Genomic DNA, 22249 nt, shown 5'->3' with positions numbered 1-22249 from the left:
CGGCCACCGGGTCGATGCTGTCGAAGCAGACCAGCCACCGTGCGTCCGCCGGCCTTCGTACCGTCACGCGCCCGACCCCGGACGGCCCGCGTCGATCGCGGGGTTGTCGAGTGCGGTCCAGAACGCCGCGTCCGGTTCCGGCGGAAGTGGCGGGGAGCCGAGGTCGGCATGGAGTTCGGCGTCTCGCGCGGGCACGATCCGGGCGCGGACGTCGGCCGTCCTCACCAGTGCCCGGAGCGGGAGGTCGGTGAGCAGCAGCACGAGGCACACCACGGCCTGTCCGCGGACGGCGTCGCCGAGGGCGGACGCGTCGCGGCGCACCTGGCGCAGCCGGAGCCCGAGCGGGCCGGTGCCGGTGAGTGCGACGGGCCGGTCGCCGGCGAGGGCGTCCAGGGTCTCGCTGACCTCGGAGTACCGGGCCAGGCCGCTCTCCTCGGCCAGCCGGCGCATCTGCCGGACGGCGGCGGTGGCGACCGTCGCACGGGGAAGCGTGGCCAGGAGCGCGCCGAGGCCGCCCAGCCCGCGCACGTGGAGCACGGGCAGCGGCTCCTCGGAGCCGTGCGGCGGCAGTGGCGGCAGCGAGGCGTCGTCGGGGGAGGGCAGCGGGTCCGACGGATCGCCCCACTCCGGGTGGGCGCGCTCGGAGTCGTCCCACTCCAGGACGCCGTCGCTGACGACGGGCCACCGCCGTCCGCCCTGGAAGGGGCGCCCGCCCTCCAGGCTGTCCGCTACGTCGGTCAAGTACGCCCCCAGCGACGGGGCATGCCGAAGTCCGTGCCGGACTCGTCGAAGAAACGGCCGACCGCGCCGAAGGACGCGCCGGGGCGGCAGTCCACGGTCAGGCCGTCCGCGGTGATGACGTAGGAGGCGAACTGCACGAAGTGGTGGTGCCAGTAGGCGCCGTCGTTCTCCTCGCCGTCCCCGTCAAGGACCTCGGCCAGCATGCCGCGCAGGAATCCGGACCGTTCCTCGCACCCGCGTGCGCCCAGCAGGCCGTCGTGTGTCGGCAGGGCGAAGTCCTCGTCCGCCCCGTCGTGCCGGCGCAGCGTGGCCACCAGGTCCGGCGGGAAGGTGACGCCCATGCGACGCTGCGTCGCGGCGATCTCCCCCTCCGGCGCGGGCGGGTGGAGCATGGCGAACGTCCCCGGGGCGTGGGCGGCGAGCCAGGAGTCGATGCGGTCCCAGGCGTGTTCGGCCGTTGCGGCGGACAACGTGACTCCCCCCTTGGACGTGTGCGACGGAACCCTAGCGGTGGCCACCGGATGCAGGGGGCCGGGGGAGGGATATATTCGCGCGGGCGTTCGTCGCTTCGCCCTTCCGTGAGGAGCCGTTCCGTGCAGCCTCCGTCGTTTCCCTCGTACCCCGACCGGCCGGTGCTCCCGCCCGTGGCGCGGCGGGCGCCGCTGAACGGGCTCGCCGTGGCCGCGCTGGTGACCGGGCTGCTGTGCTTGCCGCCGGTGGCCGGTGTCGTGCTGGGGAGCATCGCGCTGGTGCAGATCAGGCGGACGGGCGCGCACGGCAGGGGCATGGCCGTCACCGGGCTGGTGCTGTCGGCCGTCGGCACGCTGCTGTGCGCGTTCGTGCTCGCCGGTGGCGCGGGCGGCTTCGTCAAGGGCTTCAAGGAGGGCGCCCGGGACGGGGCGCGGGACGGCGGCGCGCTCTCGCTGCGCCGGGGCGAGTGCTTCGGCACCTCCGGCGCCGGCGTGGAGGACCCGGCCGCCGGCATGGACGCCGTGCCCTGCGCCCGGCGGCACGCGGCGGAGGTGGTCGGGGCGTTCCGGCTGCCCGGGTCCCAGGACTACCCGGGCGACGCGGCGCTCGAGGAGCGTGTGGAGGAGCGCTGCCGACGGCTGGCCGACGGCTACGCCATGGACAGCTGGGCGGTCCCGCCGGACGTCAAGGTGTACTACTACGCCCCGGACCGGGAGAGCTGGAAGCTCGGCGACCGCGCTGTGACCTGCGTGTTCGGCAAGGCGAAGGGGACGCTCGAGGGCTCGTTGCGGCAGGACGCGAGCACCCTCGACGCGCACCAGCTCGCCTACCTCGAGGCCGCCGGCGCCCTCAACGAGGTCATGGCCAAGGGGCCCGAGGAGGAGTACGTCGAGGACGACCTCGACGGCTACCGGGAGTGGGCCGGCCGGGTCGCGGTGGCCCTCGCCGCGGAGGCCCGGGCGCTCGAGGCCCACCACTGGCCGGCCCGCGCCGCGGAACCGGTCGCGGCGCTCGCGGCGGAGGCCGGGAAGGCCCGCGTCCTGTGGGCCAGGGCCGCCGAGGCGGAGGACGCGGACGCCTACTACGAGCACTACGAGGCCGCCGACGCCCACAGCGGTCACGGCGAGGCCGTCAGGGCCCGGGAGGCACTGGGGCTGGCCACGACGGTCGCGGCGGCGAACCCTTCGGTGTGATCAGCCCGGACTCGTAGGCGTAGACGACGAGTTGGGCGCGGTCGCGGGCACCCAGCTTGGTCATCGCGCGGCTCACATGGGTCTTGGCGGTCAGCGGGCTGATGACCATCCGTCCGGCGACCTCGTCGTTGCTGAGCCCGCGGGCGACGAGCGCGAGCACCTCGCGCTCCCGGTTGGTCAGCGCCTCCAGGCCCGCCACATGTGTGGCGTCGGGCGGCCGTGACACGAACTCGCCGATCAGCCTGCGGGTGATGGCGGGGGAGAGCAGGGCGTCGCCGCGCCGGGCGACGTGGATGGCCTGGACGAGGTCGGCGGGTTCGGTGTCCTTCAGCAGGAAGCCGCTGGCGCCGGCGCGCAGCGCGTCGAAGACGTACTCGTCCAGGCCGTAGTTGGTGAGGATGACCACGTGCACCCCGGCCAGCCGCGGGTCGGCGGCGATCAGCCGGGTCGCGCCGATCCCGTCGAGCACCGGCATCTGGACGTCCAGGAGCACCACGTCGGGCACGTGCCGCCGGGCGAGTTCGACGCCCTGCTGCCCGTCGCCCGCCTCGGCCACCACCTCGATGCCCTCCTCGGCGTCGAGCAGGGCGCGGAAACCGGCCCGCATCAGCGCCTGGTCGTCGACGATCAGCACACGGATCACGACACCTCCTCCAGCGGCGCCCCGCCCGGCTTCGCCGCGGCGGCCGCCGGCAGCGCGTCCAGGGGGAGTTCGGCCCGTACGGAGAATCCGCCCTCGGGCCGCGGCCCCACCCGCAGCCGTCCGCCGAGCGCGGCCACCCGCTCCCGCATCCCGGTCAGCCCGACCCCGGGCACCGTGCCGTCGGCGGGGGTCGCCGTGCCGTCGTCGTCGACCTGCACGACCAGTTCCCGGTCGCCGTACTCGATGCGGACGGTGGCCCGGGGCGCCGGCCCGGCGTGCCGGGTGACGTTGGTGAGCGCCTCCTGCACGATGCGGTACGCGGCCCGGTCGACCCCGTCGGCCAGCGGCCGTTCGCGTCCGCCGACCGTGACGCTGGTCGGCAGCCCGGCCGTGCGCGAGCGCTCCACCAGGTCCTCGATCCGGTCCAGCCCGTGACCGCCGCCGGTGCCGCGCAGCACCTCCAGGGTGGCGCGCAGCTCCCGCATCGCCTCCCCGCTCGCCTCCTGGATCGCCAGCAGCGTGTCGGGCACCTCCTCGCCGCGCTTGCGGGCCAGGTGCACGGCGACCCCGGCCTGTAGTTTGATGATCGAGATGCTGTGGGTGAGCGAGTCGTGCAGCTCCCGGGCGATCCGCAGCCGCTCCTCGCCGGCCCGGCGCAACGCGGCCTCCTCACGGGTGCGTTCGGCGTCCAGGGCCCGTCGCTCCAACTGCTCCAGGTAGGCCCGGCGGTGCCGGCCCACCACGGCCATGGCGACCGAGGCCAGGAACCAGCCGAGCAGCAGCGCGGTGGACTGCGCGGAGGTGGGCGCGGGCTGCCCGGAGGCGAGGTAGCCGGCGAGGAACGTCAGGGCCGACACCTGCACCGGAAGCCGCTTGCCGCCCGCCCTGACGGTCATGTGGACGGCGACCAGCACGGGGAACGCCGCCGAGGGCCCGGGGTGCACCCGCAGCGCGTACGCCAGCATGCAGCCGGTGCACAGCAGCAGCGCGGCCGCGGGACGGCGGCGGCTCCCGCACACGGCCAGCGTGCCCACCAGGCCCAGTGCCAGGTCGAGGGCGTTCGCGGGGTGCGGCCCGCCGGGCAGCAGCAGGACTCCCGCGGCGAGGACGAGACCCGCCACGGCGTCGAAGGCGAGGCCTCGCCACCCCCGCAGCCCGGCCCATCCCTGACGCCCGATCAGCGTGCCACCCATGCCCGCACCCTACGCCGCCGCGCCGGGCGGCACGTCCTCCCCGAAGACGGCTCCGCGGCTACTCCCGGCGGAGTAGTGCGGCCCGCGCCCGCGGCGCCCGGAGCAGCGGCAGGTCCCTTCCCGCGGACGACGACCGGACGGACCCCGGACGGCCACGATCGACCCGTCGCGCACACCAGCGTCCACGAGCCCGTCAGCGAGGAGGCCCGGCCATGCCCACGCCCTTCCGTCTCACCACCCCCGCGCCGCCCGGCGGCGCCACGGGCCGGACCGCCGCGGTCTACGCCCAGCTCGCCGCCGACTTCGGCATCGGTCACGCGCCCACCTTCGTGGCGTTGTCGGCCGCCCCCGACCTGCTCGCGGCGGCCTGGGCCGTGCTGCGCGAGTCGCTGCTCGCCGGCCGCGTACCGCGGGCCGACAAGGAACTGGTCGCCGTCGGGGTGTCGGCGGCGAACCGCTGCCCGTTCTGCGTGGACGCCCACACCGTCCTGCTGCACGCCACCGGCGACCACCGTCTCGCCGAGACCGTCGCCCGCGGCGGCACGCCGGGCGACCCCGGGCAGGCGGCGCTGGTCGCCTGGGGCAGGGCGACCGCGACCCCCGGCGCCCCGGCGGCCGCGGCGTACCCCTTCGCCCCGCGGGACGCGCCGGAGTTCGTCGGCACCGCCCTCGCCTTCCACTTCGTCAACCGGATGGTGTCCGCGCTGCTGACCGAGGACCTGCTCCCCGGCGGGCTGCAGCGGCTGCGGCTGGTGCGCAGCCTCGGCGGCCGGGCGCTGGCCCGCACCGTCCGCAGGCCGCTGCCGGCCGGGGCCAGCCTGCCCCTGCTGCGCGGCCCGGCAGGGCCCGTGCCGCGGTGGGCCGCCGACGCCCCGGTGGGCACCGCCTTCGCGGCGCTGCGGCGGGCCGCGGCCGCCGGCGGGGAACGGCTCGGGGACACGGCCCGGGAGGCGGTCGTGGCCGCCGTGGACGCCTGGGACGGCACGCCGCCGCCGCTCGGCGGCGATCCGGCCGCCGCGGCGCTCGCAGCCGTAGCCGCCGCCGAACGTCCCGGCGCCCGGCTGGCGTTGCTCGCCGCCCTCGCCCCGTACCGGATCACCGAGGCCGACGCGGAGGCCTGGCGGATCGCCGATCCCGACCCCTACGACGCCGATCTGGTGCGGCTGCTGGCCTTCGGCGCCATGACCGCCGTGAGCAGGATCGAAACCTCGCTCCACGAGTCTTTGCGTCGCCCCAGGTTGACAGCCCATTGACAGAACCACGACGATGCGTGGTGCCACTGGGGCCGATGAGCCCCGTGTGCACTTCGACCACTCGCCCGGTGACGCCTCGGCCTGCTCACGTACGGGGAGAGCTGCCGTCAGCCGCGCCCGCCGGGCCACGCAACGCCAAGATTGGGTTCTGCATGTCCATATCGCGACGTGTCACCGTCGGACGGCTGCTGGGCGTGAGCGCCGCGGCCGTCGCCCTCACCGCCGTGGGTGCCACCTCCGCCTGGGCCGGCGACTGCCCGGGCGGCAAGGGCTGGGACCGCGGTGGCCACCACGGCTACAAGCCCGGCCAGGGCGGTGGCACCAAGACCTCCACCGACCGCTGCGAGTTCTCGCTCGACGGTACGGCCTGGTACCCGTCGGTCAAGGTCGACGACGTCAACCTCAAGCCCGGCGAGGACGGCAAGGTCCACGTCAAGGTCCGGGTCGCGGACGGCTCCTCGTCCTGCACCGTGTCCCTCGCCTCCTACCGCACCCACGGCGCCACCTTCCAGACGTCGGGCAAGCAGGTGTTCCACGACTGGGACACCGTGAAGATCACCACCGGCACCGACACGCTCGACGTGGCCGTCCCGGACGTCACCTGCTTCGCGCAGGTCGACCTGTACTACGGCAACAAGAAGTACGACGGCGTCCTGGACGCCAACGACGGCTACGAGCACGGCGACCTGCCCGAGGGCCCGGACCACGCGGTCATCGGCGACAAGAAGATCGCCTGGTGGAACGGCGGCACGAAGGACTGCACCACGCAGACCGTCCCGTCCACCCCGGCCACCGACACCCCGACCACCCCCGCGGGCGACGAGACCACCCCCGCCGGTGACGAGACCACGCCGGCCGGCGGCGAGGAGACCACCCCCGCCGCGACCGCGACCCCCTCGGACACCGCCCCCGCCTCCGAGGAGGCGTCGGCCTCGGCCTCCGCCTCCCCGTCCGGGTCCGTCGAGGCCGAGACCTCCGAGTCCCCCAACGGCGGCTCGGGCGACCTCGCCGAGACCGGCAGCGGCAACGTCGGCATGCTCTCGGCCGCCGCGGCCGTGCTGCTGGCCGCCGGTGGCGCCGTGGTCGTCGCGACCCGTCGCCGTCAGGCCGCCCGCCGGCACTGACCTTCGCAGGCACCCGCACCCGCCGTGCGGAGGAGGGGTACGGCTACGTCAGCAGTCGTACCCCTCCGTCGTGCCGGGCCGGACAGCCGCCCTACGCGCTCTAGCCCCCGCTCCGTACGGATTGGAACAATCCGAACCTGACCGTAGGGACCGAGGCGGGGGGCCGCATGACATCTCCGGGGGACACCGCCGTCGGCGAGCGCTACCCGACCGTGGACGAGGTCGCCGCGGCGGCCAGGGCCCTGGCGCTGCGCAGGCCCGACGTCTGCCGGCTGCGGACGGTGGGCCTGTCCCGGGCCGGGGAGCCGCTGCTGCTGCTCTCGGTCGGGCACGGATCGCGCAACGTCCTGGTGGTGGCGGGCCCGCACGCCAACGAGATGGTCGGCGGCGCCACCGCGCTGCTGCTGGCCCGCCGGGTCACCGCCGACCCCGCGCTGCGCGACGGGACCGACGCCGCCTGGCACTTCCTGCTGTGCGCGGACCCGGACGGGGCCCGGCTCAACGAGGCCGTCCCCGACGCCCGGTTCACGATGCTCGGCCACTACCGCCACTTCTTCCGCCCGCGCGCCGCGGAGCAGCCCGAGTGGCTGCCGGACGACGGCACCCTGGACGGGGCCCTGCCCGAGACCCGGGCGCTGATCGGGGTCATCGACGAGCTGCGGCCGGTGCTGCAGTGCTCGCTGCACGGCATCGACGTGGGCGGCACCTTCATCCAGGTGACCCGGGACATTCCACGACTGGCGGAGCGGATCGCCAAGTCCGCCGCCGAGTTCGACATCCCCCTGGAGGCCGGCTCCTCCGACGCCTTCCACTGGCCGAGCCCCGGCCCCGGGGTGTACGTGCTGCCGCCGCCCGGCGGCCCGCCCGAGGACGCCTCCAACTCCACCTGGACGTACGCCCACCGGTACGGCGGGGTGACCGCGATAGCGGAGGTGCCCATGTGGGCGTGCGACCGCGCCGCGGACACCTCGCCGCACCCGGGTGCCGACGGGGCGCTGCGCACCGCGGGGGAGGCGCTGCGCCGCGCCAGCCTGCTGGTCGGCGGGCTCATCGGGGAGGTCCGGCCGCACCTGCCCGACGACGGCGGGCCGTTGCTGCGCGCTGCGCAGGAGATCGTCGCGGTCGGTCCGGCGCTCGCCGCCGACTGGGACCCGGCGCTGCGCACGGCGGCCGCGCCGCCGCTGCCCGCGATGACCCGGGCCCGGGTCAGCAGCGTCGAGATCTACGCGCAGCGACTGCCGTTGCGCGCCGCCGCGATGCTGCTGCGGGTGGTCCGTGCGGCGGAGCTGCCGCCCGTCCCGTCGGCGGCCGTGCGGGAACTGCTGGAGCGGCTGGTGGCGGACTGGTGCGAGGCGTACGCGACGGCGCACCGGGCCCGCTGGATCCCGGTGCGGCACCAGGCGGAGCAGCACGCCAGGGTGGTCCTGGCGGCCTTCGATCTGCTGCCCGGGTGACGCGACACGGGTAAAGCCTTGCGGAAGGCTTGCGGGTGGCAACCCTGAGTTGTCAAGCTGTTGCACACAGTCAACCCGAGGGAGGGGCACGTGCCTTTCGGTGAGCAGCCCGCGTACCTGCGCGTCGCCGAGGATCTCCGCCGGAAGATCCTCGACGGCAGCCTCCCTCCGCACACCCGCCTGCCCTCGCAGGCCCGCATCCGCGCCGAGTACGGGGTGTCGGACACCGTCGCCCTCGAGGCCCGCAAGGTGCTGATGGCCGAGGGCTTCGTCGAGGGCCGTTCCGGTTCCGGGACGTACGTGCGCGAGCGCCCCGACCCGCGGCTGGTCGTGCGCACGGGCTACCGTCCCGGCAGCGGCCAGGCGACGCCGTTCCGGCAGGAGCAGGCCGACGAGGGCTTCAAGGGCACCTGGGAGTCGAACAGCTTCCAGGACACGGCGAACGCGCGCATCGCCGAGCGGCTGGGCGTCAAGCCCGGCGACCGCGTGATGCGCACGCGCTACCTCTACCGGACGGAGGGCGAGCCGATGATGCTCGCCACCTCCTGGGAGCCGCTGTCGGTGACCGGCCGCTCGCCCGTTCTGCTGCCCGAGGAGGGCCCGCTGGCCGGCCAGGGCGTGGTGGAGCGCATGGCGGCGCTCGACGTCGTGGTCGACAACGTGGCCGAGGACGTCGGCGCCCGGCCCGGGCTCGCGGAGGAGACCGCGGTGCTCGGCGGGGTGCCCGGCCACGTCGTCATCGAGATCCGCCGTACGTACTACGCGTCGGGGCTGCCCGTCGAGACCGCGGACCTCGTCATCCCGGCCGACCGCTACCGGGTGTCGTACCGGATGCCGGTGAAGTGACCCCCCTCGGGCGCCGGGCGGCGCCCGGGGAGCGGGCCGGGCCGCGCCGGCCCGGCGCCGCGGGCCGCGCCCGTTGTGCGCCGGCGCCGGCAAGGCCGCTGGTGGGCCGCGTGCCCGCGGGGCGCCGGGGGTGCGCGCGGGGCGGAGGGCGGCGCCGGGGCGCACACCGATGTACGAAGGGCGCGGGCAAGAGCCCCTTCTGAGTCAACTCCCCATCGAACATGGCCCGATCGAGTCGAATACTGCCCGAACGTGTCCGGCGCGTCACGTTCGGGCGTAGGCTCCGGCATATGCGCATCGCCGTTTCCTCGGACATGGACGAGCCGGTCGCGCGACTGGTCGTCGACGAACTGCGCCGTCGCGGGCACACCGTGGTCGCCTACGGCGCGCTGCGCGCCGGCGACCGCGAGGACTGGGCCTGGAGCGCGGAGAACGCCGCCCGCCAGGTCGCGGAGGGCCGCGCCGACCAGGCCGTCGTGTGCTGCTGGACGGGCACGGGCGCCTCCATCGCCGCCAACAAGGTGCCCGGCGTGCGCGCCGCCCTCTGCGCCGACGCGTACTCAGCGGACGGCGCCCGCAAGTGGAACGACGCCAACGCCCTCGCCCTGAGCCTGCGCCTGACCAGCGGGCCCCTGCTCCGGGAGATCCTCGACGCCTGGTTCGCCGGCGCCCCGAGCGACGAGGACGACGACCGGGCCAACGTGGCGCACCTGGAGGAGATCCGATGAGCGAGCTGGTCTGGGTCGTCATACGTCAGGACGACAACGGCAACCGCTACCGGGTCGGCCGCTACGCCACCCGGCAGGAGGCCGAACGCGTCGCCGACACCCTCGACGCCCGCGGCCACAAGCAGCTCTACCTCATCGAGCGGATAGACCGGCGCGCGTCGTAGCCGTCCGCCGCGGATAGGGTGCCGCCCATGACGACGCACGACGTGACGGTGGTGGTCGGCGCGGCCGTGCTCGACCGGGGCCGGCTGCTCGCGGCACGGCGCAGCGCGCCGCCGGAGCTGGCGGGGCGCTGGGAACTGCCTGGTGGGAAGCTCGAACCCGGGGAGACGGCGCCGCAGGCACTGGTCCGTGAGCTCCGCGAGGAACTGGGCGTGGAGGCCGAGGCGCTGGAGCGGGTCCCCGGGGAATGGCCCCTGAAGCCCGGTTACGTCCTGCAGGTGTGGACCGCCCGCATCCTCTCCGGGCAGCCCCGGCCCCTGGAGGACCACGACGAGCTGCGCTGGCTCACCCCCGACCGCCTCGACGAGGTCGACTGGCTCGACCAGGACCGCCCCGCCGCCACCTGGGCCGCCACCCGCGCCACCCCCCGGGACTGACCCGGCCCCTCCCGTTCCTCGCGGGTCCCTCCGGACGCGGGCCCGCCCCGGCCGGACGCCCGGACCACCCGGCCCGCTCGTGCTCCGGACCCGTACGGGCCCCGGCGACCTCGCCCGGGACCCGGGCCCGGACCCCGCGGGGCCGCCGCCCGGCGATCCGGAGGGGAACTCCCGGGCCCCGCGCCGCCCGGACGTCCCACCACCCCGGCCCCCACCCTCGCAGCCGCCCCCGGCGCCCGGACGCCCCGCGACCCCCACATCGCCGAGCCCGCAGGGCCCTTGCGCCGCCCCGACCTCCCCACCCCCCGGCCCCGCGGCCTCCCCGCCCCCTCCGCGGCGCGCCGGGACGGATATGCGGTGCGGAATATCGGGTATGGGGGGATTGATCCACCGACGGGGACCGGCCCCGAGCCGGTGGCCCTGCGATGGTCTGGGGTCCCCACACGTGAGCGGGAGCGAGGACGGCACGGCGAAGGGCGAGGCCCCGGGACGCCCCGGGTCCCCGGCCGGGCACGCGCGCGCCCACGCCGGGCTCCAGCCGGGGCCCGCGGGACGGGCGCCGGGCGGACCGCCCATCGCATCCGGGACGCTCCTCGACACCCTGCGGCTGGCCGTCGTCATGCTCGACACCTCCGGCCGGGTCCTGCTCTGGAGCCCCCTCGCGGAGGAGATGCTCGGCTGGGCGGGCGAGCACATCGTGGGCCGCCGGATCTCCGTCCTGCTCGACCCCGCCGAGGACGGCGGCCGGGCGGGGCGGCCCCCGGAAGCCGTGGCCGCCGTCCGGCGGACGCCCTCCGTGCCCCGGCCCGGTCCCGGCGAGCGGATCCTGGCCGAGTTGCTGCGCACCGGCCGCTGGGACGGCGTCCTCGCCGTCCGGCACCGCGACGGCCACCGGGTGCAGGTCGAGGCGCGGGCCTCGCTCCTCGTTGACGGCGACGGCCGGCCCTTCGTCCTGGTGTCGATCGCCGAGACGAGCCGGATCCGCGGCATGGAACACGACCTGGCGGCCCTGGACTCGCTCTTCGACTCCTCGCCGCTGGGCGTCGCCATCTTCGACACCGAGCTGCGCTACGTCCGTGTCAACGAGGCACTGACGCGCATGAACGAGGTCCGCGCCGAGGACACCCTCGGCCACCGCGTCGAGGAGATCGTGACCGCCGGGGCCGCCGACGAGCTGACCACCCTCCAGCGGCACGTGCTGTCCACCGGACGCCCCGTCATCGACGTCGTCGTGCCCGGCCCCTCCGGCGGCTGGCGCTCGGTGTCGTACCACCGGCTGGAGGACCGCGCGGGCCGGGTGCTGGGCATCAGCTGCAGCGTGATGGACGTGACGGAGCGCCAGCAGAGCGCGGAGAAGATCGAGCGCACCCGGCGCCGGCTGGCGCTGCTCAACGACGTCGGCTCGCGCCTGGCGGACCTGCTGGACGTGCGGCGGATCGCCGAGCAGCTGGCCAGGACCGTCGTGCCGCGGTTCAGCGACTACAGCGGGGTGATCCTGCACGCGGCCGTGCCGGACGGCGGCGAACTGCCCGGCGCCCCGTACGGGGAGCGCACCGAGATGCGCCAGCTCGGCATCGGGGCGGTCAAGGAGGGGCCCCTGGTCGACCGGATGCTCGGCATCGGCAAGGTCATCCAGGTCGACCGGGCGTCCGTCTTCGGCTCCGTGCTGCACAGCGCGCGGCCCGCCCTGGTGCGCAGCGCGGACGAACTGCGCGACGGCGTCGCCACCTTCCCGGGCGACCCCAAGGTGCAGGCCGCCGTGGACCTCGGCATCCACTCCCTGCTGGTCGCGCCGCTGCGGGCCCGCGGCATCGTCCTCGGGCTGCTGGTCGTCAGCCGCGCCGGCGGGCGCGAACCCTTCGACCGGGACAACGTCGAACTCGCCATGGAGCTGTGCGACCGCTCCGCCGCCGCCCTGGACAACGCCCGCCTCTACATCCGTGAGCGCGAGGGCGCGTTGATGCTGCAGCGCAGCCTGCTGCCGCGGAGCGTGCCCGAGCCGCCCGGCGTGGACCTCGCCTTCCGTTACGTCCCCGGCAGCACCGGGGCGGCGGCGGGGGGCGACTGGTTCGACGTCATCCCGCTCGCCGGCGGCCGGGTCGCCCTCGTCGTCGGCGATGTCGTCGGCCACGGGCTGCGCGCCGCCGCGACGATGGGCCGGCTGCGCACCGCCGTGCGGACCCTGGCGGCGTTGGAGATGGCGCCGGAGGAACTGCTGCGCCGCGTCGACGACCTCGGCGACGACCTCGCGGCGGGCACCGCCGAGGGCTGGACGGCGACCTGCGTCTACGCCGTCTACGACCCCTCCACCCGGCGGCTCGCCGTGGCCCGCGCCGGGCACCCGCCGCCCGTCCTGGTGGAGCCCGCGGTCCACGGGGGCGGCCGGGCCCGGCTGCTGGACTCCCCGGCCGGGGTGCCGCTGGGTGTCGGCGGAGTGGAGTTCGAGTCGGTCGAGCTCGACGTGCCCGACTCCTCCGTCCTCGTGCTCTACACCGACGGCCTGGTCGAGGCGCGCGGCGAGGACATCGGCGTCGGCATGGACCGGCTGCGGTCGGTGCTCGCCCGCCGTCCGCTGCGCTCCCTGGAGGAGGCCTGCGACGACCTGCTGGCTACCCTCGTCCAGGGCCGCGAACCCGACGACGTGGCCCTGCTCGTGGCCCGCCTCGGCGGCCTCCCGGAGGGCAGCACCGCCCACTGGACGTTCTCGGCCGAGCCGAGCGCCGTCCGCCGTGCCCGGCGGCACGTACGGGAGACCCTCGCCGAATGGGGCCTGCGCGAGCTCACCGACGTCACCGTGCTGCTCGTCAGCGAACTCGTCACCAACTCCCTGCGGTACGCCCGCGGGCCGATCGGCGTGCGCATGGTGCGCGGTACGTCGTTGCTGGTCGAGGTCTCCGACCCGCTGCCCGACCCGCCCCGCAGGCGCGCCCCGGCCGAGGAGGACGAGGGCGGCCGCGGGCTGCAACTGGTCGCCCACGCCTCCCGGCGCTGGGGGACGCGGCACGGCCCGCTGGGCAAGACGGTGTGGTTCGAGCTCGCCCTCCCCGGCGGCCCGGCGGCCGCCGCGGGCGGCTCCCGCGGATGACCGGTCACGCACGGTTCGGCGGGCCGGAGCAGGGTAGTTGAAGTGGGGCGTCGGCGGAATCCGTACGCCTCGAGATGATGCTGTGATCGACAAGTGCATGTGCGGAACGGGGGTAATGCTGGATACTCGGCACCAGCCGGTCCGTATGTGTGAGCTGGAGGGGTCGGGCGTGAGCGATGAGCCGTCGGGGGCTGTTGGGCCCCGGAACCCTGAGGCCGTGACACAGAGCGCCTGGCAGTCCAGTCCGCCCGGCTCCCTCTACGACTACATCCGGGTGGCCTCGTTCTCCCTCGGCCCCGACGGGCGGATCGAGCAGTGGAGCGAGCGCGCCGAGGAGTTCTTCGGCGTTCCCGCGTCCGAGGCGCTCGGCCAGGACCCGATCACCGCCTTCGTCCCCGAGGACCGGCGCACCCGGGCGCACGAGCGGATCGCGGAGATCCTCGACGGCCGCGAGTGGATCGGCACCGTGCCGTACCGCGACAAGGCCGGCCAGGAGGGCCTGGCCGAGGTCTACGTGATGCCCTCGCGCAGCGAGACCGGGGCGCGCGGGGCGCTGTGCATTGCCGTGGACGTCCGCGTGCTGCGCCAGATCGAGACCGACCTCGCGTCCTCGCAGGCGGTGTTCGGCCAGTCGCCGATGGGCTTCATCCTCTTCGACACCAACCTCAAGCTGCTCCGGGTCAACCAGCGCTTCGCCACCGTCTTCGGCCGGCACACCGGCGACCACCGCGGCCGCACCCCGCACGACTTCCTGTCCCGCGTCGAGGCCGACCGGCTCACGGCCGCGCTCAAGCAGGTGCTGGACAGCGGTGATCCGGTCCTGGACATGACGATCGTGGGCACCGTCCCCTCCGGCTCGGGCACCAACAACCGCAGGCGCTGGTCGATCTCCCTGTACCGGCTGCACAGCGGCAGCGGCCGCCCCATCGGCGTCGCCGGCCTCGCCCAGGACGTCACCGGACGCCAGCGGGCCGAGCGGGAGGCCGCGCACACCCGCCGCAACCTCGCCCTGCTCAACGAGGCCAGCCGGCGCATCGGCAGTTCCCTGGACCTGGAGACCACGGCCCGCGAACTGCTCGACGTCGCCGTGCCGCACTTCTGCGACCTGGCCTCCGTCGACCTGTACCAGGCGCTGCTGGTCGGCGAGGAGGGCCCGGTCGGCACCGCCGACGGCAGCGGCGAGGTGCGCAGGGTCGCCTTCGCCAGCGCCGTGTCCGACGCGCCCGTGGTCCCGCTCGACGGCGGCCACGCGGGCGGCCCGGTCTCGGTGGGCGCCGTGCACCGCTACCCCTTCAACTCGCCCTGGGCGGGCGCCCTGCGCACCGCCCAGACCCAGGTCATAGGCGCCGACGGCGGCGACCAGGAGGTGGAACTCGGCGAACTCGGCGGCGGCCTGGTGCAGTCCACCCTCGCGGTACCCGTCGTCGCCCGCGACACCGTGCTGGGCCTGGTCCAGTTCGCCCGCGCCAAGGGCAGTGAGCCCTTCTCCGAGCGCGACCGGATGCTCGCCGAGGAACTCGCCGCCCGCGCCGCCGTGTTCATCGACAACGCCCGGCTGTACCGGCGCGAGCACGAACGCGCCCTCATCCTGCAGCGCAGCCTGCTCCCGCCGGGCAACCCCGAGGCCGCCGGGCTCGACATCGCCTGCCGCTACCTGCCCGGCAACATGGAGACCGAGGTCGGCGGCGACTGGTTCGACGTCATCGAACTCCCCGGTCACCGCACGGCGCTCGTCGTCGGCGACGTCATGGGCCGCGGTCTGCGCGCCGCCGTCGCCATGGGCGAACTGCGCACCGCCGTACGCACCCTGGCGCTGCTGGACATCGAGCCGGCCGACGTGCTCACCGCCCTCGACGAGGTCGCCCGCGGCCTCGGCGGCAGCGGCGACGGCCGCAGCAGCCGGCGCGGCAAGGAGGCCGACGGCTCGGACCTGTCCGAGGTCTACCTCGCCACCTGCGTGTACGCCGTCTACGACGCCATCTCCCGCCGGGTCACCATCGCCAACGCCGGCCACCTGCCGCCGGTCCTGGTCGAGCCCGGCGAGCAGGCCATGATGCTGGAGGTGCCCACCGGGATGCCGCTGGGCGTCGGCGGGGAGCCCTTCGAGGAGGTCGAGGTCGACCTGCCGGACGGCGCCCTGCTCGCCCTCTACACCGACGGCCTCGTCGAGTCCCGCAACCACCCGCTCGACGAGGGCCTGCGCGCCTTCCGGGCCGCGCTCGACGAACCCCAGCGGCCGCTGGAGGACGTCTGCGACCACATACTCGCCCGGCTGGACACCGCCCACGGCGAGGACGACATCGCCCTGCTCATGGCCCGCGTCCACGGCCTTCCCGCCGACTCCGTCGGGGACTGGACGCTGGAGCCCAACCCCCGCTCCGTGGCCCGCGCCCGCGAACTCGCCCGCGACTGCCTGCTCTCCTGGGACCTGGGCGCGCTGGTCGACACCACGGAACTGCTCGTCAGCGAACTGGTCACCAACGCCCTGCGGCACGGCCAGGGCGACATCCGGCTGCGGCTGCTGCGCGACCGCACGCTGGTCTGCGAGGTGTGGGACGACGCCCTCGTCCAGCCGCGCCGGCGCCGCGCCCGCGCCACCGACGAGGGCGGCCGCGGACTGCAGCTGGTCTCCCTGCTGAGCACCCGCTGGGGGTCCCGCCGCACCCACCGCGGCAAGACGGTGTGGTTCGAGCTGGACCTGCCCTCCGAGGGCGAGGGCAGTACGGGCGAGGACACGATCGAGGCGCTGCTCAGCCTCTTCTGAGCAGCGCCCCGACGCCGGGTGCGACGGTCCCGGTCAGCTCCTGCGGCGGATCTTGTCGCCGAGCCAGACCAGCGGGTCGTACTTGCGGTCCACCGCGCGCTCCTTGAGCGGGATGAGCGCGTTGTCGGTGATCTTGATGTGCTCGGGGCAGACCTCGGTGCAGCACTTGGTGATGTTGCAGTAGCCCAGTCCGTGGTCTTCCTGGGCCGACCGCTTGCGGTCCAGGCCCTGCTCCTCCGCCGCGTCCAGCGGGTGCATGTTCAGCTCCGCCACCCGCATCAGGAAGCGCGGACCGGCGAACGCCTTCTTGTTCTCCTCGTGGTCACGGACGACGTGGCAGGTGTCCTGGCACAGGAAGCACTCGATGCACTTGCGGAACTCCTGCGAGCGCTCGACGTCCTGCTGGTGCATCCGGTACTCGCCCGGCGCCACCCCCTCGGGCGGGACGAAGGACAGCACCTCCCGGGCCTTCTCGTAGTTGAAGGACACGTCCGTCACCAGGTCCCGCACCACGGGGAAGGTCCGCATCGGCGTGATCGTGACGGTCTCGTCCCGGTCGAACACCGACATGCGGGTCATGCACATCAGCCGCGGCCTGCCGTTGACCTCCGCGCTGCACGAGCCGCACTTGCCGGCCTTGCAGTTCCACCGCACCGCCAGGTCGCCCGCCTGGGTGGCCTGCAGGCGGTGGACGATGTCGAGGACCACCTCGCCGTCGTGGACCTCGACCTGGTAGTCCTGGAGCCCGCCGCCGTCCGCGTCGCCGCGCCAGACCCTGAAGTGCGCCGTGTACGAACTCACCGGTCCAGCTCCTCGTCCGTCAGGTACTTCAGCAACTCGTCCTTGTCGAAGAGCGCGAGCAGGTCGGGCCGGATCGGTTCCGTCTCGCGCCGGCCGACCGTCACCTCGCCGAACGCGTCCGCCGGGTCGGAGAGTTCGCAGACCAGGTTGAGCTTGCGCCAGCGGCGGTCCATCTCCGGGTAGTCGTCCCGGGTGTGACCGCCCCGGGACTCGGTGCGTTCCAGCGCCGCCCGGGCCACGCACTCGCTCACCAGCAGCATGTTCCGCAGGTCGATGGCGAGGTGCCAGCCCGGGTTGAACTGCCGGTGCCCCTCGACGCCGGCCCGCCGGGCCCGGACCCGCAGCGCGTCCAGCCGGGTCAGCGCCTCCTCCATCTCGCCCTGCCGGCGGATGATGCCGACCAGGTCGTTCATCGTCTGCTGCAGTTCCTGGTGGAGCGTGTACGGGTTCTCCGGCGCCCCGTCCGGCACGGCCTCGGCCTCGGCGCTGAACGGCCGCAGCGCCTCCGCTGCCGCGGAGTCGACCTGCCACTCGGCGACGGCCGGACGGGCGCCGCCGAGCCCTGCGGCGTACTCGGCCGCGTGCAGACCCGCCCGGCGCCCGAAGACCAGCAGGTCGGAGAGGGAGTTGCCGCCCAGCCGGTTGGAGCCGTGCATGCCGCCGGCCACCTCGCCCGCCGCGAACAGCCCGGGTACCCCGGCCGCCGCCGCGGTGTCCGGGTCGACGTCCACGCCGCCCATCACGTAGTGGCAGGTGGGGCCGACCTCCATGGCCTCCGTGGTGATGTCGACGTCCGCCAGCTCCTTGAACTGGTGGTGCATCGAGGGCAGTTTGCGCCGGATGACCTCGGCGGGCAGCCGGGTCGACACGTCCAGGAACACCCCGCCGTGCGGGGAACCGCGGCCCGCCTTGACCTCGGAGTTGATGGCGCGGGCCACCTCGTCGCGGGGGAGCAGCTCCGGCGGCCGGCGGTTGTTGTCCGGGTCCTCGTACCAGCGGTCGCCCTCGTCCTCGCTCTGCGCGTACTTCTCCTTGAAGACGTCGGGGACGTAGTCGAACATGAACCGCTTGCCCTCGGAGTTGCGCAGCACCCCGCCGTCGCCGCGGACCGACTCGGTGACGAGGATGCCCTTCACCGACGGCGGCCAGACCATCCCGGTCGGGTGGAACTGCACGAACTCCATGTTGATCAGCGGCGCCCCGGCGAGCAGCGCCAGCGCGTGCCCGTCGCCGGTGTACTCCCAGGAGTTCGACGTCACCTTGAAGGACTTGCCGATGCCGCCGGTCGCGAGCACCACGGCGGGCGCCTCGACGACGAAGAAGCGGCCCGACTCGCGGACGTAGCCGAAGACGCCGGACACCTTCCCCCCGGGCCTTCGGCCGGCGGGCACCCCCGTCTCGCTCCGCTCGTCCTCCTTGAGCACCCGGGTGACCGTGCACTCCTGGAAGACCTTCAGCCGGGCCTCGTAGTCGCCGTACTCGCGGTGGTCCTCCTGCTGCAGCGAGACGATCTTCTGCTGGAGGGTGCGGATCAGCTCCAGGCCTGTGCGGTCGCCGACGTGCGCCAGGCGCGGGTACTCGTGGCCGCCGAAGTTGCGCTGGGAGATCCGCCCGTCCTTGGTGCGGTCGAAGAGCGCGCCCCAGGTCTCCAGCTCCCAGACGCGGTCCGGTGCCTCCCGGGCGTGCAGCTCCGCCATCCGCCACTGGTTGAGGAACTTCCCGCCGCGCATGGTGTCGCGGAAGTGGACCTGCCAGTTGTCGTGCGGGTTGACGTTGGCCATGCTCGCGGCGATGCCGCCCTCGGCCATCACGGTGTGCGCCTTGCCGAAGAGCGACTTGCAGATCACGGCGGTACGCATGCCCTGCTCGCGCGCCTCGATGGCGGCGCGCAGCCCCGCCCCGCCCGCGCCGACCACGACGACGTCGTACGCGTGCCGTTCGACTTGTGCCATCAGAAGAACCTCGGATCGTCGAACGCCCCACTGGCGACCAGGTAGACGTACAGGTCGGCGAGCGCCACGCTCACCAGCGAAAGCCAGGCCAGCAGCATGTGGCGGGAGTTGAGCTTCCCCACCCAGGTCCACATGCGGTACCGCACCGGGTGCTTGGAGAAGTGCCGCAGACGGCCGCCGACGATGTGCCGGCAGGAGTGGCACGAGGCGGTGTACGCCCAGATCAGGGCGATGTTCACCAGCAGCACCAGGGTGCCCAGGCCCATGTGGCCCCACGCCCCGTGCTCGTCGCGGAAGGCGAGCACGACGTCGTAGGTCAGGATCCCGGCGACCGGGATGGCGAAGTAGAAGAAGTACCGGTGGATGTTCTGCAGGATCAGCGGGAACCGCGTCTCACCGGTGTACTTCTCGTGCGGCTCGGCCACCGCGCAGGCGGGCGGCGACGCCCAGAACCCGCGGTAGTACGCCTTGCGGTAGTAGTAGCACGTCAGGCGGAAGCCCAGCGGGAAGATCAGCACCAGCAGTGCGGGCGACAGCCCCCACCAGTCGCCGAACAGCGGCCAGCGGGCGCCGAGGGGCATGTCCGCGCAGTTCGCGCCCAGGCAGGGCGAGTAGAACGGCGAGACGTACGGCTCGGCGTAGTAGTGCGCGTTCGCGAAGGCCCGCCAGGTCGAGTAGACGACGAAGGCGCCCAGGCCGAGCGCGGTCAGCAGGGGCTGCACCCACCAGCGGTCGGTGCGCAGATGTCGTGCCGGAATGGCCGCGCGCCCGGCGGAAAGTACGCCGTGGCGCGCGGGTGGAGCGGGTGGAGTCGGTGGAGCGGGGGGTTGTGTGTCGGTGGCCAAGGACTACTCCCTAGGGCGCTCGGCGGCCCGGCGCCCCCAGCCCTTCGTCTTCCGCGCCGGACCAGAGACTGGGGTCGTACGGCGTATCCGGGATCGTCACCATGTCCTGCCGCGGCTTCTGCGCGGCCGGGGTGGTCCCGACGCTGTCGCGCAGCAGCGCGAGGTCGTCGCTGAGGTGCTTCGTGTCGGCGCGCACACGCCTCATGTCCAGGCTGTCGCCGACGTGCTGCTCCAGCTTGGACACGGCCCGGCCCAGTTCGTCGAGCCGGCGCTGTACCGATGCAAGTTCGTCCTGCAGGGACATGGCTGTCCTCACCTCCGCCACGTTGCGGGTGCACGACGCTGGCGCCAAGCGAGTGTCGCGCGTCACAGTCGCGCTTGGGAAGGGATCTGCACGGATTCTCCCACCTACGGGTGGCGCGCGCCCGGTGCGGACGCGCCGTGGCGTGGGGATTCCCCCGAAGGCCGCGCACCCGTGCGGGGGCGGTGCCCGCTCCGCGGGGCGGGGGCCCGCCGTGGCGTTGCGCCGGGCGGGTGGGAGGGCGGGGACGCGCGACGTGTCGAGGGCGTCCGGGTCGCGGAATGGCTTTCAGTAGGTGCGATAAGCGGCAAATAGACCGCCCCGTGATCATGGCTCCCTGGCGGAGGTACGCACGCATGGCCCGCAGCGCCACCTTGATCCGTTCCGCGACCGCCGTGGCACTCGCCGCCGCGGTCGCCGCCTCCGCCGGGTGCTCCGCCGGCAAGGACGACCCCCTCGCCGGGACCGACCTCGCCGCGGCGCCGCGCGACGGGGTGCGCGACGGAGGCACCCTGCGCTGGGCCGTGGACGCGGCCCCCGGCACGCTGAACGCGTACCAGGCCGGGGCGAACGAGACCACCTCCCTGGTCGCCGGGGCCGTCCTGCCGGCCACCTTCCGGCTGGACGGCAAGGGCCGTCCCCGGATGGACACCGACCTGCTGCGGTCGGCGAAGGTGGTGCGCAGCGAGCCGCAGCAGGTGGTGTCGTACCGGCTCGACCCCAAAGCGGTCTGGAGCGACGGCCGCGCGATCGGCGCCGCCGACTTCGCCGCCCAGTGGAAGGCGCTGCGCGGCACCGACGACGCGTTCTGGAGCGCGCGCAACGCCGGGTACGACCGGATCTCGGCCGTCACGGCCGGCAAGGACGCGCACGAGGTGAAGGTCACCTTCAAGAAGCGGTACGCGGACTGGCAGGCGCTGTTCACGCCGCTGTACCCCAAGGCCGTCACCGGCACCGCCAAGTCCTTCAACGAGGGGGCGCGCCGCACGCTGCCGGTGTCCGGCGGGCCCTTCAAGGTCCGAAGCGCGAGCGGCAAGTCCGTCACGCTGGAACGCAACGCCAAGTGGTGGGGCGACCGGGCCAAGCTGTCCGAACTGGTCCTCGCCGTGACGCCCGCGCACGAGCGGGCCGGCGACCTGGCCTCGGGCGCGCTGGACGTGGCGGAGGTCGACCGCGACGTGACCGGCAAGCACGTGGCCGTGTACCGGACGCGCGCCGCCTCCTACACGCAGCTCGCGCTGAACGGCTCCACCGGGCCGCTCGCCGACGACGAGGTGCGGCACGCCGTGGCCCGCGCGGTGGACCGCCGGGCGATCGCCAAGGCGGTGCTGGGCCCGCTCGGCCTGCCCAAGGAACCGCTCGGCAACCACCTGCTGCTGCTCACCCAGGCCGGGTACGCCGACCACAGCTCCGCGCTGGGCACCTCCGACACGAAGGCCGCCCGCGCGCTGCTGGCCGCCGCGGGCTGGCAGCGCACCGCCCTGGACCCCGGTGCCGGGGCGGGCACCGGCAGTGGCGCCGGGGCCGCGGAGCGCAACCAGGCGGCGCCCGCCCGCAAGGTCGAGGTCAGCGTCGTCGAACCGGCCAAGACGGTGCTGCGCAAGAACGGCAAGGCGCTGACGCTGCGCTTCGTGCTCCCCAAGTCCTCGGCGACCCTGAACGCGGTCGGTGACCGCATCGCCACCATGCTCTCGGGCATCGGCGTGCGCACCGAGCTGCAGCGGGTCGCCGACGACAGCTTCTTCCGCGACCACGTCGCCGCCGGTGACTTCGACCTCGCCCTCTACGGCTGGCCCGGCACCCCCTACCCGGCGACCGACACCCGTCCGATCTTCGCCAAGCCCGAGCCGGCGCCGGACGGCTCCCTGGTCGTCGCGCAGAACTACCCCCGGGTCGGCACCGACCTCATCGACCAGCTCTTCGACCAGGCCGCCGGCGAACTCGACCCCGACAAGGCCCGTGACTTCGCCGCCCGCGCCGACGCCCGCATCTGGGCGGCGGCCGGCTCCATCCCCCTCTACCAGCGCCCCGAGCTGGTCGCCCTGCGCAAGGACGTCCTCAACGCGGGCGCCTTCGGCTTCGCGACCCCGCGCTTCCAGGACATCGGCTTCAGGAAGTGACCGCGCCCTCCGCGTGAGCCCCCCGGCGACGGTGACGATCATGCCCGGGCGGTCCTTGCCGCCCGGGCCCCGTACCATGGGGTGAGGCCGCGGCTTGACTCGCCCGGCGGGCCAGGTGTGCCGACGAGGGCACGCC

General features: G+C 74.4%; 19 protein-coding genes. 11 read left to right on the top strand and 8 right to left on the bottom strand.

What is annotated here, in order from left to right; genetic code table 11:
• Positions 1-63 precede the first annotated feature (63 nt).
• Together ACFZAU_RS06350 and ACFZAU_RS06345 are read right to left on the bottom strand one after the other, a co-directional pair.
• Positions 64-741: a hypothetical protein gene (locus tag ACFZAU_RS06350; RefSeq protein ID WP_500551307.1), complete on the bottom strand. Its 678-nt coding sequence runs from the start codon at positions 739-741 to the stop codon at positions 64-66.
• Positions 738-1211 carry an SMI1/KNR4 family protein gene (locus ACFZAU_RS06345; protein ID WP_500551306.1) on the bottom strand — a complete coding sequence of 158 codons (474 nt, stop codon included), beginning with the start codon at positions 1209-1211 and terminating at the stop codon, positions 738-740. Before ACFZAU_RS06345 ends, ACFZAU_RS06350 begins: the two co-directional genes overlap by 4 nt.
• 123 nt (positions 1212-1334) lie before the next feature.
• Between ACFZAU_RS06345 and ACFZAU_RS06340 the strand changes: the two genes are divergently transcribed.
• Entirely contained in the window at positions 1335-2405 is a 1071-nt protein-coding gene (locus ACFZAU_RS06340; RefSeq protein ID WP_500551305.1) for a DUF4190 domain-containing protein, read from the top strand.
• Here the strand turns inward: ACFZAU_RS06340 and ACFZAU_RS06335 are convergent.
• Complete coding sequence (locus ACFZAU_RS06335) at positions 2344-3048, bottom strand: response regulator (RefSeq protein WP_500459169.1); 705 nt, start codon at positions 3046-3048, stop codon at positions 2344-2346. The two genes, ACFZAU_RS06340 and ACFZAU_RS06335, sit on opposite strands and share 62 nt — an antisense overlap.
• A complete protein-coding gene (locus ACFZAU_RS06330; protein ID WP_500551304.1) occupies positions 3045-4241 on the bottom strand; it encodes a sensor histidine kinase in 1197 nt (398 codons plus the stop codon). The genes ACFZAU_RS06335 and ACFZAU_RS06330 overlap by 4 nt, the downstream gene beginning before the upstream one ends.
• A gap of 212 nt (positions 4242-4453) precedes the next feature.
• On the opposite strand from ACFZAU_RS06330, the gene ACFZAU_RS06325 reads away from it, so the two are divergent.
• The 9 genes from ACFZAU_RS06325 (at position 4454) to ACFZAU_RS06285 (ending at position 16094) form a co-directional block, all read left to right on the top strand.
• A complete protein-coding gene (locus tag ACFZAU_RS06325) occupies positions 4454-5494 on the top strand; it encodes a carboxymuconolactone decarboxylase family protein (RefSeq protein ID WP_500551303.1) in 1041 nt (346 codons plus the stop codon).
• Between the two features lie 152 nt (positions 5495-5646).
• Positions 5647-6618 (top strand): hypothetical protein, encoded by a 972-nt coding sequence (locus ACFZAU_RS06320; protein WP_500459172.1) that lies wholly within the window; start codon positions 5647-5649, stop codon positions 6616-6618.
• A 167-nt stretch (positions 6619-6785) separates the two neighbouring features.
• Positions 6786-8072 (top strand): M14 family zinc carboxypeptidase, encoded by a 1287-nt coding sequence (locus tag ACFZAU_RS06315; protein ID WP_500459173.1) that lies wholly within the window; start codon positions 6786-6788, stop codon positions 8070-8072.
• Positions 8073-8162: 90 nt separating this feature from the next.
• The gene (locus tag ACFZAU_RS06310) at positions 8163-8918 is read left to right on the top strand and encodes a GntR family transcriptional regulator (protein WP_500551302.1); all 756 of its coding nucleotides are present in this window, start codon (positions 8163-8165) and stop codon (positions 8916-8918) included.
• A 290-nt stretch (positions 8919-9208) separates the two neighbouring features.
• Complete coding sequence (locus tag ACFZAU_RS06305) at positions 9209-9646, top strand: RpiB/LacA/LacB family sugar-phosphate isomerase (protein ID WP_500551301.1); 438 nt, start codon at positions 9209-9211, stop codon at positions 9644-9646.
• The gene (locus ACFZAU_RS06300; protein WP_361808082.1) at positions 9643-9810 is read left to right on the top strand and encodes an SPOR domain-containing protein; all 168 of its coding nucleotides are present in this window, start codon (positions 9643-9645) and stop codon (positions 9808-9810) included. Before ACFZAU_RS06305 ends, ACFZAU_RS06300 begins: the two co-directional genes overlap by 4 nt.
• 27 nt (positions 9811-9837) lie before the next feature.
• Positions 9838-10245, top strand: coding sequence for a (deoxy)nucleoside triphosphate pyrophosphohydrolase (locus ACFZAU_RS06295; protein ID WP_500551300.1), 408 nt, complete (start codon positions 9838-9840; stop codon positions 10243-10245).
• Between the two features lie 445 nt (positions 10246-10690).
• Positions 10691-13330 carry a SpoIIE family protein phosphatase gene (locus ACFZAU_RS06290; RefSeq protein WP_500551299.1) on the top strand — a complete coding sequence of 880 codons (2640 nt, stop codon included), beginning with the start codon at positions 10691-10693 and terminating at the stop codon, positions 13328-13330.
• A 145-nt stretch (positions 13331-13475) separates the two neighbouring features.
• Positions 13476-16094 carry a SpoIIE family protein phosphatase gene (locus ACFZAU_RS06285; protein ID WP_500551298.1) on the top strand — a complete coding sequence of 873 codons (2619 nt, stop codon included), beginning with the start codon at positions 13476-13478 and terminating at the stop codon, positions 16092-16094.
• A 33-nt stretch (positions 16095-16127) separates the two neighbouring features.
• Here ACFZAU_RS06285 and ACFZAU_RS06280 read toward each other — a convergent pair whose 3' ends face one another.
• Genes ACFZAU_RS06280 through ACFZAU_RS06265 form a run of 4 tightly spaced genes read right to left on the bottom strand, consistent with a single transcriptional unit; the run spans position 16128 to position 19996 of the window.
• Positions 16128-16895: a succinate dehydrogenase/fumarate reductase iron-sulfur subunit gene (locus ACFZAU_RS06280; RefSeq protein ID WP_500551297.1), complete on the bottom strand. Its 768-nt coding sequence runs from the start codon at positions 16893-16895 to the stop codon at positions 16128-16130.
• A complete protein-coding gene (locus tag ACFZAU_RS06275; RefSeq protein ID WP_500551296.1) occupies positions 16892-18847 on the bottom strand; it encodes a fumarate reductase/succinate dehydrogenase flavoprotein subunit in 1956 nt (651 codons plus the stop codon). Before ACFZAU_RS06275 ends, ACFZAU_RS06280 begins: the two co-directional genes overlap by 4 nt.
• Complete coding sequence (sdhC, locus tag ACFZAU_RS06270) at positions 18847-19692, bottom strand: succinate dehydrogenase subunit SdhC (protein WP_500459178.1); 846 nt, start codon at positions 19690-19692, stop codon at positions 18847-18849. Before sdhC ends, ACFZAU_RS06275 begins: the two co-directional genes overlap by 1 nt.
• A 10-nt stretch (positions 19693-19702) precedes the next feature.
• Positions 19703-19996, bottom strand: coding sequence for an Rv0250c family protein (locus ACFZAU_RS06265; protein ID WP_499607147.1), 294 nt, complete (start codon positions 19994-19996; stop codon positions 19703-19705).
• Positions 19997-20349: 353 nt separating this feature from the next.
• On the opposite strand from ACFZAU_RS06265, the gene ACFZAU_RS06260 reads away from it, so the two are divergent.
• The gene (locus ACFZAU_RS06260; RefSeq protein ID WP_500551295.1) at positions 20350-22113 is read left to right on the top strand and encodes an ABC transporter family substrate-binding protein; all 1764 of its coding nucleotides are present in this window, start codon (positions 20350-20352) and stop codon (positions 22111-22113) included.
• Positions 22114-22249 lie beyond the last annotated feature (136 nt).

It is taken from the genome of Streptomyces sp. NPDC008238 (genome assembly GCF_042956445.1).
Taxonomy (GTDB): Bacteria; Actinomycetota; Actinomycetes; order Streptomycetales; family Streptomycetaceae; genus Actinacidiphila.
This window is presented reverse-complemented; position numbering and strand designations above follow the sequence as displayed.

What these genes read in the sequence shown, in the direction of transcription:
- ACFZAU_RS06330 (WP_500551304.1), bottom strand. Translation starts at nt 4,241, where the DNA reads ATGGGTGGCACGCTGATCGGGCGTCAGGGATGGGCCGGGCTGCGGGGG.
- ACFZAU_RS06325 (WP_500551303.1), top strand. Translation starts at nt 4,454, where the DNA reads ATGCCCACGCCCTTCCGTCTCACCACCCCCGCGCCGCCCGGCGGCGCC.
- ACFZAU_RS06320 (WP_500459172.1), top strand. Translation starts at nt 5,647, where the DNA reads ATGTCCATATCGCGACGTGTCACCGTCGGACGGCTGCTGGGCGTGAGC.
- ACFZAU_RS06315 (WP_500459173.1), top strand. Translation starts at nt 6,786, where the DNA reads ATGACATCTCCGGGGGACACCGCCGTCGGCGAGCGCTACCCGACCGTG.
- ACFZAU_RS06305 (WP_500551301.1), top strand. Translation starts at nt 9,209, where the DNA reads ATGCGCATCGCCGTTTCCTCGGACATGGACGAGCCGGTCGCGCGACTG.
- ACFZAU_RS06300 (WP_361808082.1), top strand. Translation starts at nt 9,643, where the DNA reads ATGAGCGAGCTGGTCTGGGTCGTCATACGTCAGGACGACAACGGCAAC.
- ACFZAU_RS06295 (WP_500551300.1), top strand. Translation starts at nt 9,838, where the DNA reads ATGACGACGCACGACGTGACGGTGGTGGTCGGCGCGGCCGTGCTCGAC.
- ACFZAU_RS06285 (WP_500551298.1), top strand. Translation starts at nt 13,476, where the DNA reads ATGTGTGAGCTGGAGGGGTCGGGCGTGAGCGATGAGCCGTCGGGGGCT.
- ACFZAU_RS06275 (WP_500551296.1), bottom strand. Translation starts at nt 18,847, where the DNA reads ATGGCACAAGTCGAACGGCACGCGTACGACGTCGTCGTGGTCGGCGCG.
- ACFZAU_RS06265 (WP_499607147.1), bottom strand. Translation starts at nt 19,996, where the DNA reads ATGTCCCTGCAGGACGAACTTGCATCGGTACAGCGCCGGCTCGACGAA.
- ACFZAU_RS06260 (WP_500551295.1), top strand. Translation starts at nt 20,350, where the DNA reads ATGGCCCGCAGCGCCACCTTGATCCGTTCCGCGACCGCCGTGGCACTC.